The following is a 12,206-nucleotide window of genomic DNA, read 5'->3' as shown; positions in this document are numbered from 1 at the left end:
GACCAGTACCGCGGCGAATGCTGTTCGCTTCACGACCGCCTAGGCCAGGCTGGCGCGGTTGACCTTGCCGTCGCGGCGCACCGTGATGGCAGCCCCGAGGGGATCACCGTCGGCCATCAACGCGACCAGATCTGCGTCCTCGGTGATGGCCAAGAACCGTGAATTGTCCGCGGCGGACCTGCCGATGATGACGCCGGTGCGCACCGGCCAGTCGTAACGCACCGAATAGGTTTCGATGGTGCCCCGGCCCTCGGGCCATTCGGTGACCGCCACTGTCGGCAACGCGGCCACCTCGGCGTTCAACTCGGCTCCGCGGGTGGTGGGCCATTCGGCGGACCGGGTCGAGTAGATGCCGACAGAGTACTTGCTCATAGTGCCGCCGTTGGCGCCGACGAACCCGAAACACCCTGGCGTTTCCCGCATCTTGACCACGGTCTCGGCGATGGCGTGCAATGAGTAGCTGTTGCCCGGTCCACCGAAGTACGGCAGGCCGCCGGTCACCGTCAGGCCGCGCGGATCGTCACCGCCGATGCCCAGTGCCTCACAGACCACGAACACGGGGAACGGGAAACAGCTGTACAGGTCGAAGGTTGCGACATCGTCGACGCCGATTCCCGCGACCCGCAACGCCTCTCGCGCAGCGTGCACCGCCGCGGGACTGGCGCCCAGATCGGCCCGGTCCAACAGACCCTGTTCGGTCATGTCGCAATGGCCGTGCAGGTACACCCACTTGTCTTCGGGCACACCGAGTCTGCGGGCTGCCTCGACGGACATCAGCACCGCCGCGGCGCCCTGATTCACCTGATCGCGCGCGACCAACAGCCTCGGATACGGATCACAGATCATCCGGTTGTCATCGGTGACGGTGAATATCTCGTCGACCGAGCGCTCGACCGGTGACGCCGAGAACGGGTTCTTCGCGGCGACTTTCGACATGGGAGCGAACAACTCCGCCATCGCCCGGCGGTACTCGAGCACGCCCATCCCCAGCCGCGCCCGGCGCGCGTTGTCGAGCAGGCCGTACTGCACGGCCGCGCCGGTCAGACCGTGCGAGGCGGTGTACTCGGTGAAGTACTGATGGATCTGGTGGCCACGGTCCTCGAGCTGACCGTCGACATGCTCGGTGAAGTCTGGTGTGGCTTCGCCCTTCTCGGCGGCACGGCGCCAGAACCGCGCCGTCGACCCAGGCTCCGAGCCGATGATCATCGCCACGTCGAGCTCGCCGGACGCGATCGCATCGCCTGCCTCGGTGACGAGCTTCTGCGGGCCCTGGCCGCCGACCGGCTCCAGCACGACCCGGGCCGGATCGCCGCCGACCCGGCGCATGACCGAGCGGGGGTAGTTGTTCGACTTGCCCAGCGTCGCCGGTATCGGCCCGGAGATCTCGAACTGGCGCAGCCCGTACACGGTGTCAACCGCCGCGGCGGCCGTCCCCGGGTCGACGCCGGTGTCGGCCAGCGCGGCACGCACCGCTTCGGTCGCCAGATCCACCGCGGACATGCCGCGGTAGTCAGGGTCGTCGATGCGCTCGGTGCATTGGCCGACGCCGACGAGGACGGGGGTCCGGGGGTGAACCATTACAGACCTCCTGACGGGTGTTAATTCGTCAGGCTAATCGAAAGTTGGAACACGTTCCTAATCCTGCGGCGCAGTTCACACGGTCGCTCGCGCCAGGGAGGCCCTGGACCTACTTGCTCTGCAGGATCTCGCGCGCCAAGCGGGCCGTCTCCGACGGCGTCTTGCCGACCTTGACGCCCGCGGCTTCGAGCGCCTCCTTCTTGGCCGCGGCGGTGCCCGACGACCCGGACACGATCGCGCCGGCGTGGCCCATGGTCTTGCCCTCCGGCGCGGTGAAGCCCGCGACATAGCCGACCACCGGCTTGGACACGTTGTCCTTGATGTAGTCGGCGGCCCGCTCCTCGGCGTCGCCGCCGATCTCGCCGATCATCACGATGACCTCGGTGTCGGGATCCTTCTCGAACGCCTCGATCGCGTCGATGTGCGTGGTCCCGATGACGGGGTCACCGCCGATGCCGATCGCGGTCGAGATCCCGAAGTCGCGCAACTCGAACATCATTTGGTAGGTCAGCGTTCCCGACTTCGACACCAGGCCGATCGGACCCTTGTCGGTGATGTTGTTCGGCGTGATGCCCGCCAACGCCTCGCCCGGCGTGATGATGCCCGGACAGTTCGGGCCGATGATGCGGGTCTTCGGCGACTTGTTGCCACCTTTAGACAGGTTGTACGCCCACACGTAGGCGGTGTCCTGGACCGGGATGCCCTCGGTGATGACGACCAGCAGACCGATCTCGGCGTCGATGGCCTCGATGATCGCGTCCTTGGCGAATTTGGGTGGTACGAAGACCACCGACACGTCGGCCCCGGTCTCCCTCATCGCCTCGCCGACGGATTCGAACACCGGCAACTCGACATCGTTGCCGTCTCTGTCCTTGTGAGACACCGTCGTTCCGGCCTTGCGGGCATTCACGCCGCCGACCAGTTGGGTGCCCGCCTTGAGCATCAGCGCGGTGTGCTTGGTGCCCTCACCGCCGGTGATGCCCTGGACGATGACCTTGGAATCCTTGTTCAGAAATATCGACATTGGGTCATGTTTCCTTTGAGTCTCAGGCGCTCGCGGCGAGTTCGGCGGCCTTGTCGGCGGCTTCGTCCATTGAGCCGACCTCGGTCACCAGCGGGTGGTCGGCCTCGGCAAGGATGCGGCGCCCCTCGTCGACGTTGTTGCCGTCGAGGCGAACCACCAGCGGCTTGTTGGCGTCGTCACCAAGGATCTTCAGCGCGTTGACGATGCCGTTGGCGACGGCGTCGCAGGCGGTGATGCCGCCGAAGACGTTGACGAACACGCTCTTGACCTGCTCGTCACTCAGGATTACGTCGAGACCCGCGGCCATCACCTCGGCCGAGGCGCCGCCACCGATGTCGAGGAAGTTGGCGGGCTTGACGTCGCCGTGCTTCTCCCCGGCATAGGCCACCACGTCCAGCGTCGACATGACCAGTCCGGCGCCGTTGCCGATGATGCCGACCTGCCCGTCGAGCTTGACGTAATTCAGGTCGTGTTCCTTGGCCTTCTGCTCGAGGGGGTCCGACGCGTCCTTGTCCTCGAACTCGGCGTGGTCCTCGTGCCGGAAGTCGGCATTCGCGTCGAGCGTCACCTTGCCGTCCAGCGCGAGGATCTGGCCTGGGTCGTCCTCACCGAGGGAAGGGGTGCGCACCAGCGGGTTGACCTCGACCAGCGTGGCGTCCTCTTTGACGAAGACCTCCCACAGCTTGGCGATGGTCACCGCGGCGGCGTCGAGCACCTCGGCGGGCAGGTGGCCCTTCTCGGCGATCTCCCGGGCGAACGCCTCGTCTACGCCCTTGAGCGCGTCGACGGGGACACGGGCCAGCCGGTCGGGCTTGGTCGCGGCGACCTCCTCGATCTCCACGCCGCCCTCGACCGAGCACATCGCCAGGTAAGTGCGGTTGGCGCGGTCGAGCAGGAACGAGATGTAGTACTCCTCGGCGATGTCGCTGGCCTCGGAGACCAGCAGCTTCTTGACGACGTGACCCTTGATGTCGAGCCCGAGGATGTTCTGCGCGTGGGTGAAGGCGTCGTCGGGCGTGGCCGCGTACTTCACGCCACCGGCCTTGCCGCGGCCACCGGTCTTGACCTGCGCCTTGACCATGACCGGCTTGCCGATCTCCTCGGCTATCGCCTTGGCATCTTCGGCGGTGTCGGTCACCCGACCGGGCGTGGTGGGCACGTTGTGCTTGGCGAACAGCTCTTTGGCTTGGTACTCGAATAAATCCATGGGCTGTGAAACATCCCTGTCTCTAGCGCGGTGTCTTCGGAGGTTTTGGGCCTGTGGCTCGGGGGAACTGTATCCACACCTGCGGAATCCGTTGACACCGCCTACCTCTCATGTGGTAGATCTCACCGCCGGACGCTAGTGATACAAATCACATTCTCCGGCGGAATAGCTTCTCGGCTTGCAGCCTTCATTGGGATTTGGTTAACGTGCCTCTGGTCCAGATCACGTTTAGGTCACGGCACGTAAGGATTCCCCAGGTTGGCTTCGCACCGTTCGCCCCGGTCTCCCCGCGGAGTCTCGACGAATCGGCAAATCAACGGTCGCGTAACCGAATCCGCCGCTGAAGTCACCGACATCATTCCGTTCAACGAGTTCGGCGGCTTGCCTGATTTGGGAGCCGACGCCGACTTCCGCGAGAACAGCGCCTTCGACCGGGAAGCTCAGGTCATCGGCGCTCCGGAACTCGACGACCTCAACGACACCGACGATCTCGTGCCGTTGCGGCTCGCGGTGCCGTCGGAGTTCCGGGCCGACGCCCGCCAGCACCGCCGGTCGCATGCGTACCGGCAGAGCAACACCGACACCAGCGACGGCACGGCCGCCACCGACATCATCAACATCGGCGCACGCCGCGGCGGAGCGCACCGCAAGCAGGAGGTCCCGGTCAAGGGCCGGCTGATGGTCGCCGCAATGGCCGTCGGCGCCACCGCCGCGGGCGCTTACACCATGGCCAACGCCTCCGACGAGTCGTCCTCGGCCACCGTGCTGGCCGCCGACCAGGACACCATGGGCGGCGCGCCGACCACCGGGTCGGCGGACGGCATGCAGATCGTCGCCGTGACGCCAGCCGTGAACTCGGCGGTGCACACCGAGGAGATCCAGAAGGCCGCGGCGTTCGCCCAGGAACGCGCCGAGCGCGAGGCCCGCCTGCAGCGGCCGATGTTCGTCATGCCCACCACCGGCGTGTGGACGTCCGGCTTCGGCTTCCGCTGGGGTGCGCTGCATGCCGGAATCGACATCGCCAACTCCATCGGCACGCCGATTCTGGCCGCCTCCGACGGCGTGGTGATCTCAGCGGGCCCATACGCCGGTTACGGCAACATGGTCAAGCTGCGCCACTCCGACGGCACGGTGACGCTCTACGGTCACTGCAACTCGATCGTCGTCGACATCGGCCAGCGGGTGTGGGCGGGCGACCAGATCGCCACGATGGGCAACACCGGCAACTCGACGGGCCCGCATCTGCACTTCGAGGTGCACCTGAACGGCACCGACCGCGTCGACCCGACCGGATGGCTCACCAAACGCGGGCTGTCCCCGGGCAACTAATCTGGCTGAGTGGCCAACCAGGACGACGCTCCGGACACCCCCGATTCGATGCGGTCCGCGCCGTCCGAACCGCAGACCTCCATCATCCGGCGCCACCCCACCGGTGAGATCCCGGCCATCGCGGACCCGCAGACCTCCATCATCCGGCGCCACCCGATCGGTGAGAATCCCGTCGTAGACGCTCCCACACAGATGGTCGGCCACCCGGACGCGACGGAGATGCTCGGCCAACCCGAGACACAGCTGGCTTCGTCGGAGGGCGAGACCGGTTACATCCCACGGGCCCGTCCGGTCGCCGTCTCCCCGGCGCAACCGGCCACACCTAGCCCGAGGTCGGCTATGGCCACGGCCGTGCTGGCCATCCTCACCGGTTGGACGACCGCCGTGATCGCCACCGACCTGATCACCGGATGGTGGCGCACCGACCGCCTGTTCTGCGTCGCCGTGGGTTTCCTCACCGCGATCTCGGCCGCCGCCCTCATCGCCGGACTGATCGGCCTGCTGCTGCGCCGCTGGGTGAGCAGGCTGCTCGTCGTGGTGGGTGCCGTTGTCGCGCTGCTGATCTTCTCGAGCTTGTTCGTCGCGGGCGCCAGCCTGCCGGGCATCGTCTACGCAATCCCGCTGCTGCCGGTGGCCGCGATCGTGCTCGCGGTGCTACCTGCGACGGGTCGCTGGGAGCGGTCCAGCTAGAGCTTGTTGATCGGGGCGTGGTTGTGCATCAGCTTGACGCGACCCGAGCTGCCGAAGTCGATCAGCGACATCGCCGACTCGCCGACGCCCGAGACCTCCTCGACGCGGCCCAGGCCGTACTTGTCGTGGGTCACCCGGTCGCCCGGTTCGAGAACCAGCAGCGGCCGCTTGCTTGCCCCGGTACGCGTCGGCGACGGACGCGGCGTTCCGAACCGGCCCGCTCCGCTCACGGGCGCGCTGAACGACGGTGTGGGGTCGGTGCGCCGCCACTCGATGAGGTGCTGGGGGATCTCCTTGAGGAAGCGTGACTCCGGGTTGAGCATCGGCTGTCCCCATGAGGAGCGGACCTTGGCGCGGCTGACGTAGAGCCGCTGTCGTGCGCGCGTGATGCCGACGTAGGCCAGTCGCCGCTCCTCGGACAGCTCGCCTGCGTCGCCCAACGCCCGCATGTGCGGGAACATGCCGTCCTCCCAGCCGGTCACGAAGACCACTGGGAACTCCAGACCCTTCGCCGTGTGCAGCGTCATCATCGTGACGACGCCTGCGCCGTGCTCGGGCAGCTCGTCGGCGTCGGCCACCAGCGACACCCGTTCCAGGAACTTGGCCAGCACACCGGTGTCGGGGATGTCCTCGTCCTCCGGCTCGCCGAGCGCCTCCGCGTTGGCCAGATCGGTGCTGAATTCGTGTGCGACGCTGACCAGTTCGTTGAGGTTGTCCAGCCGGGCGAGGTCCTGCGGATCCGACGACGATTCGAGCTCGGTGCGGTAGCCGGTGCGGTCCAGTACGGCTTCGACAACAGCGCCCAGCTCCTCGTCGAGCTTGCCGCGCAGATCGTCGAGCAGCGCGACAAAACTCGCGATGCACTTCTCCGCGCGGGTGTTGAGCATCGGCACCCGGCCCTCGGCGGCGGCCTGCAGCGCGTCGTTGAAGCTGCACCCGGTGTTCTCGGCGTACACGGCCACACACGCCTCGGCGCGGTCGCCGATGCCGCGCCGCGGCGTGTTGAGGATGCGCCGCATGCTCACCGAGTCGCCCGGGTTGTCCAACACCCGCAGGTAGGCGACGATGTCGCGGATCTCGCGGCGCTCGTAGAACCGCACCCCGCCGACGACCTTGTAGGGGATGCCGGCGCGGATGAACACCTCTTCCAGCGCACGCGACGAGTTGTTGGTGCGATAGAACACCGCGACGTCGTTATAGGAGTAACCGCCCTGATCGGCCAGCGCGTCGATCTCCTGCGCGACGAAGCGGGCCTCGTCGTGCTCGTTGTCGGCGACGTAGCCGACGATCAGCTCGCCGTCGCCCTCGTCGGTCCACAGCCGCTTCTCCCTGCGGCCGGTGTTGCGCGAGATCACCGAGTTCGCGGCGTTGAGGATGTTCTGCGTCGAGCGGTAGTTCTGCTCGAGCAGGATCGTCGTGGCGTTGGGGAAGTCCCGCTCGAAGTCCTCGATGTTGCGGATCGTCGCGCCCCGGAAGGCGTAGATCGACTGGTCGGCGTCGCCCACCACGCACAGTTCGGCGGGCGCCACCCCCTCGTCGGTCTCCCTTCCGACCAGTTCGCGCACCAGCACGTACTGGGCGTGGTTGGTGTCCTGGTACTCGTCGACCAGGATGTGCCGGAACCGTCGCCGGTAGTACTGGGCGATCTGCGGAAACGCCTGCAGCACCGCGACCGTCTCGCCGATCAGGTCGTCGAAGTCCAAGGCGTTGGCCGCGCGCAGCCGGCGCTGGTACTCGGCGTAGACCTCGGCGATGACGCCGGGCAGTTCCTCGCCGGCCTCCGACGCCTCGGCCGCGGCCTGCTCCGGACCGATCAGCTCGTTCTTGTGGTTGGAGATGCCGTTGGCCAGCAGCCGCGGCGAATACCGCTTGGTGTCCAGGCCCAGGTCCTTGCCGATCATCAGCAGCAGGCGGCGGGAATCGTCGGCGTCGTAGATGGAGAAGTTCGAGTTGAGCCCCGGAAGCAGCGAGGCCTGGTTGCGCAGGATCCGCACGCACGTCGAATGGAACGTCGACACCCACATGTTGCGGGCCCGTGGACCCACTAAGCCGACCACGCGCTCGCGCATCTCGGCGGCGGCCTTGTTGGTGAACGTGATGGCCAGCACCTGCCCGACGCCGACCTCGCGCTCGGCCAGCAGATAGGCGATCCGGCGGGTGAGCACCGCGGTCTTGCCCGACCCCGCTCCCGCGACGATGAGCAGCGGCGAGCCTTCGTGCAGAACCGCCTCGCGTTGCTGCGGGTTGAGGCCGTCGAGCAAGTGGTGTGAGGTGGTGGCCATAGAAGCGGAAGAAGACGAAGAGGCGGCGGAAGAGAGGGTCATGTCGCCGTCGAATTTACCGCTGCGCAGCGACACCGCGGCCGAGCCGCGCAGATTGACACTTTGCGCGGACCTGGCCGTTGGTGGCACACTCATCTGGTGCTCATGCAGCAGGGACGATTTTTTTACGGGTACCGGCCAGCGGTGCCCGTGGTCTAGCTGCTTCGAAAGAGCCCCGCGGTCCGCTTCCGGATCCGGGGCTCGTCTCTTGTGTGAGGCCCGAATACGGATGAGACCGACGACCCCCACACAGCGAGATGACGGAGAATCCGATGACGATCGAAGCTCAGATGGCGCCTGACAGCCCCCTGGAGATCGATGCGCTGCGCCAGGAGATCGACCGGCTCGACGCCGAGATCCTCGAGGCGGTCAAGCGCCGCACCGAGGTGTCCAGGCTCATCGGCAAGGCGAGGATGGCCTCCGGCGGCACCCGGCTGGTGCACAGCCGCGAGATGAAGGTGATCGAGCGCTACAGCGAGTTGGGTCCCGACGGCAAGGATCTGGCGATGCTGCTGCTGCGCATGGGCCGCGGCCGCCTCGGCCACTAGCGCAGCGCGTCGGTCAGCCAGGGCGTCAGCCACTCCACCGCTTCGGGCGTCGGGTGCACGCCGTCGCTGCGGATCTTGATCCCGTCGATGCGGTTGGTGTAGCCGCCGTTCGGCCCGAGCTTGCGGTTGAGGTCCAGGATCGTCACGTTGGTGCGGTTCTTGACCACGCTGCGCAGCAGCGCGTTCCACTCGTCGGTGCGGTCGGGGTCGTCCTCGGGATACAGGCTGCCGTCCGGCTTCTCGGCGCGCCGGTTGTACGGCTCGGTGGTGACGACGATGCGCGCGCCGGTCGAGCCGAGGATGTCGAACGCCCGGTTCAGCTCGCCCCGCAGGTAGGCGTCGTAACCCCGCTCGCCGATGTGCGTCCAGCGGCCCTCGTTCATCCGGTCGACGACCTCCCACCGGCCGACGATGAGCAGAGCGACGTCGGGCCGGTCGTGACTGATGCGCTGCGCCCAGCGACTCGGCCACGCGTCGCACTCGGGCTTCTGCTGCAGCGTCTGGCCGACGTACCGGTACGGCCCGCCGCGGGCGATGCCGCACCCGATGGTCGTGTAGTTGCTGAACGCCAGGTCGGGAACCGGCGGCAGATAGCGCATCACCGTCCACGCCACCGAGTCGCCGAACACCGCGACGGCGCGGGTGCCGGGGTCGCGATGGGCCGGCGGGCGGACTTCGACGGGCACCTCCGGCGCCACCAACGCGGCCGAGTCGATCGACGGGCCCGGTAGCGGATCCTGCTGCACGCCGACCGGCAGCACGGTCATCGTGACCACCGCGGCGGTCGCCGCCGTCGCACCCGCCAGCGGCAGCATCGGCACGATCACCGGGCGCCACCGCCGGATCGGCTGTTCCAGCAGCCACCACGACAGCGCCGCCACCCCGACCGTCGCCGCGCACCGCATTGCGAACAGCGACCAGCCGGTCAGCCCTGTGCGTTCCCCCGAGAGCGCCAGGAAGATCGGCCAGTGCCAGAGGTACACGCCGTAGGAGACGGCCCCGAGTAACACCAGCGGTCGCCACGCCAGCACCCGGGCAACGGGCCCGTCCTGGTCCAACGCCACCGCACCCACCACGAGCACGGCGGCCAGCGCGACGATGATCAGCAGCCCGTTACGGAAGTCGTGCGCGCTGCCGGTGGCGACATGCACGGCCACGCCCAGCACCGCGACGCCGACGACCGACAGTGCCCGCGCGACCCAGCGCAGCCAGCGGGTCCGGATCACCGGGCCGGCCAACGTCACCGTCGTCCAGTCGCGCACCAGCAGCGCGGCCGCCGCGGCGCCGACCAGCAGCGCCTGCGCGCGGGTGTCGGTGCCGAAGTAGATCCGGTTCAGGCCGGCAGTCCCGGCGTCGCCGGCGAGCACGATGGCCGCCGCCGCGGAGGCCAGCGCGCCGACCCCGGCCACCACGAGCACCGCCCAACGCAGATGAGCGCGGAAGAGCAGTGCCACGGCGATCAGCAGCAGGGGCCACAGCACGTAGTACTGCTCCTCGACGCCCAGCGACCAGGTGTGCTGCAGCGGCGAGGGCGGGGCGCCCTGGGCGAAGTAATCGGTGTGCTGCGCGACGAACGCCCAGTTGGCCACCCAGAAGAACGACGCCACGGCGTCGTCGCGCAGGGTGGCGACGGATTCCGGCGCGAACAGGTCGCGCAACGCCACCACCGCGAGCACCACCGCCAGCAGCGCGGGCAGCAGCCGGCGCGCACGGCGGATCCAGAAGTCGCGCAGTTTGATTCGGCCGGTGCGCGCGTGCTCGTCGAGCAGCAGTGAGGTGATAAGGAAACCGCTGAGCACGAAGAAGACGTCGACGCCCAGGAAACCGCCGGAGACGCCGGGCAGGCCGCCGTGGTCGGCCAGCACGAGCGCGACGGCGACGGCGCGGATGCCGTCCAAGGCGGGGATGTCGCGTCGGCGGCCGGCGGTCACTGCCGCGATTTTTCCTGCGCGAGCAGACGCCAAATGCCCCGACACGCCGAGAAGACGGGACAGTTTCCGTCTTCACGCGCAGCGAACAGATTTACTTCGTCAGCGCGATGTACTTGACGTCGAGGTATTCGTCGATGCCCTCGACGCCGCCCTCGCGACCGAAGCCCGATTCCTTGACACCGCCGAACGGGGCGGCCGGGTCGGAGACCACGCCGCGGTTGATCCCCACGATTCCCGTCTGGAGCGCCTCGGCCACCCTCAGCGCGCGGTCCAGCGACTGGGTGTAGATGTAGGCGGCCAGCCCATACTCGGTGTCGTTGCCGGCGGCCAGTCCCTCCTCCTCGGTGTCGAAACCGGTGATGGGTGCGACGGGACCGAAGACCTCCTCTTTGAGGATGCGGGCGTCGGTAGGCACATCGGTCAGCACGGTGGCGGGATAGAAGTTGCCCGGCCCGCCGGGTGCGACACCGCCGACGGCGACCGTGGCGCCGCGCGACACGGCATCCGAAACCAGATCCTCGACGGTCGAGAGCTGCTTGGCGTTGATCAGCGGGCCCAGCATCGAGGACTCGTCGACGCCTTTGCCGAGCGTGAACTCGCTCATCCGCTTGACCAGCTTCTCGGTGAACTCCTCGCGCACCGCGTTGGCCACGTGGAACCGGTTGGCCGCGGTGCACGCCTCGCCGCCGTTGCGCATCTTGGCCAGGATCGCGCCGTCGACGGCCGCGTCGATGTCGGCGTCGTCGAAGACTATGAACGGCGCGTTGCCACCGAGCTCCATCGACGTGCGCAGCAGCTTGTCGGCGGACTGCTTGACCAGTGCCTTGCCCACTCCGGTGGAACCGGTGAAGGTCAGCTTGCGCAGGCGTCCGTCGTCGATCAGCGCGCCGGTGACGTCGCGGGGGTTGTTGGTCGGCAGCACCGAAAGCACACCCTTGGGCAGGCCGGCCTCGTCCATCAGCTTGGCCAGCAACAGCATGGTCAGCGGTGTCTCCTGGGCCGGCTTGACGATCATCGTGCACCCGGCGGCGAACGCGGGTCCCATCTTTCGGGTGCCCATGGCCAGCGGGAAGTTCCAGGGCGTGATCGCGTAGCACGGGCCGACGGGCTGCTTGGTGACCAGCACGCGGCCGCTGCCCGCCGGGCTGGGGGTGTAGCGGCCCGCGATCCGCACCGCCTCCTCGGCGAACCAGCGGAAGAACTCCGAACCGTAGGTGACCTCGCCCATGCTCTCGCGCAATACCTTGCCCATCTCGAGGGTCATCAGGGTGGCGATGTCCTCGGCCCGTTCGGTGATCGCCTCGAACACGGCGCGCAGGATCTCGCCACGCTTGCGCGGGGCGGTGGCCGCCCACTCGGCCTGCGCGGCGCACGCCGCGTCCAGCGCGGCGATCGCGTCGTGGGCAGTGGCGTTCGCGACGCAGGTCAGCACCTGATCATCGGAGGGATCGAGCACGTCGAACGTCGACGAGCTCCCCCCGCTCGACTGGCGCTCCTCACCGCCGATCCACAGACCGGTGGGCACAGATGACAGCAGCTTCGCGGTATCCATAACTCTTCTGTACACCCTCGGACATT

9 protein-coding genes are annotated in these 12,206 nt (G+C 67.9%); 3 read left to right on the top strand and 6 right to left on the bottom strand.

All coding sequences use genetic code 11. The features are described 5' to 3' along the window. Positions 1-39: 39 nt before the first annotated feature. The 3 genes from K3G64_RS13520 to sucC form a co-directional block, all read right to left on the bottom strand. A complete protein-coding gene (locus tag K3G64_RS13520) occupies positions 40-1,578 on the bottom strand; it encodes an acetyl-CoA acetyltransferase (RefSeq protein ID WP_238884964.1) in 1,539 nt (512 codons plus the stop codon). A 109-nt stretch (positions 1,579-1,687) separates the two neighbouring features. Further along, positions 1,688-2,602, bottom strand: a complete 915-nt coding sequence (sucD, locus tag K3G64_RS13515; protein ID WP_238884962.1) for a succinate--CoA ligase subunit alpha — start codon at positions 2,600-2,602, stop codon at positions 1,688-1,690. 22 nt (positions 2,603-2,624) lie between these two features. Then, entirely contained in the window at positions 2,625-3,809 is a 1,185-nt protein-coding gene (sucC, locus tag K3G64_RS13510; protein WP_238884960.1) for an ADP-forming succinate--CoA ligase subunit beta, read from the bottom strand. A 258-nt stretch (positions 3,810-4,067) separates the two neighbouring features. Here sucC and K3G64_RS13505 point away from each other — a divergent pair, with 258 nt between their 5' ends. Next, positions 4,068-5,138 carry a M23 family metallopeptidase gene (locus tag K3G64_RS13505; protein ID WP_238884959.1) on the top strand — a complete coding sequence of 357 codons (1,071 nt, stop codon included), beginning with the start codon at positions 4,068-4,070 and terminating at the stop codon, positions 5,136-5,138. 48 nt (positions 5,139-5,186) lie between these two features. Further along, positions 5,187-5,828, top strand: coding sequence for a hypothetical protein (locus K3G64_RS13500; protein WP_238950646.1), 642 nt, complete (start codon positions 5,187-5,189; stop codon positions 5,826-5,828). Here K3G64_RS13500 and pcrA read toward each other — a convergent pair. Further along, a complete protein-coding gene (gene pcrA, locus K3G64_RS13495; protein WP_238884958.1) occupies positions 5,825-8,110 on the bottom strand; it encodes a DNA helicase PcrA in 2,286 nt (761 codons plus the stop codon). The two genes, K3G64_RS13500 and pcrA, sit on opposite strands and share 4 nt — an antisense overlap. Positions 8,111-8,406: 296 nt before the next feature. On the opposite strand from pcrA, the gene K3G64_RS13490 reads away from it, so the two are divergent. Next, positions 8,407-8,697: a chorismate mutase gene (locus K3G64_RS13490; protein ID WP_370646929.1), complete on the top strand. Its 291-nt coding sequence runs from the start codon at positions 8,407-8,409 to the stop codon at positions 8,695-8,697. On the opposite strand, the gene K3G64_RS13485 is transcribed toward K3G64_RS13490, so the two are convergent. Then, positions 8,694-10,628 (bottom strand): acyltransferase family protein, encoded by a 1,935-nt coding sequence (locus tag K3G64_RS13485; RefSeq protein ID WP_238884956.1) that lies wholly within the window; start codon positions 10,626-10,628, stop codon positions 8,694-8,696. The genes K3G64_RS13490 and K3G64_RS13485 overlap by 4 nt on opposite strands. Positions 10,629-10,719: 91 nt before the next feature. Next, positions 10,720-12,180, bottom strand: a complete 1,461-nt coding sequence (locus tag K3G64_RS13480) for an NAD-dependent succinate-semialdehyde dehydrogenase (protein ID WP_238884955.1) — start codon at positions 12,178-12,180, stop codon at positions 10,720-10,722. Positions 12,181-12,206: the final 26 nt, after the last annotated feature.

This window comes from Mycobacterium sp. IDR2000157661 (genome assembly GCF_022317005.1).
Classification (GTDB): domain Bacteria; phylum Actinomycetota; class Actinomycetes; order Mycobacteriales; family Mycobacteriaceae; genus Mycobacterium.
Note: the sequence above shows the minus strand (reverse complement) of the source record. Positions and strands in the feature narration are given on the sequence as shown.

Excerpts from the sequence above, each read along its gene's own strand:
- sucD (WP_238884962.1), bottom strand. The coding sequence starts at position 2,602 with ATGTCGATATTTCTGAACAAGGATTCCAAGGTCATCGTCCAGGGCATC.
- K3G64_RS13480 (WP_238884955.1), bottom strand. The coding sequence starts at position 12,180 with ATGGATACCGCGAAGCTGCTGTCATCTGTGCCCACCGGTCTGTGGATC.
- sucC (WP_238884960.1), bottom strand. The coding sequence starts at position 3,809 with ATGGATTTATTCGAGTACCAAGCCAAAGAGCTGTTCGCCAAGCACAAC.
- pcrA (WP_238884958.1), bottom strand. The coding sequence starts at position 8,110 with ATGGCCACCACCTCACACCACTTGCTCGACGGCCTCAACCCGCAGCAA.
- K3G64_RS13500 (WP_238950646.1), top strand. The coding sequence starts at position 5,187 with ATGCGGTCCGCGCCGTCCGAACCGCAGACCTCCATCATCCGGCGCCAC.
- K3G64_RS13520 (WP_238884964.1), bottom strand. The coding sequence starts at position 1,578 with ATGGTTCACCCCCGGACCCCCGTCCTCGTCGGCGTCGGCCAATGCACC.
- K3G64_RS13490 (WP_370646929.1), top strand. The coding sequence starts at position 8,407 with ATGACGGAGAATCCGATGACGATCGAAGCTCAGATGGCGCCTGACAGC.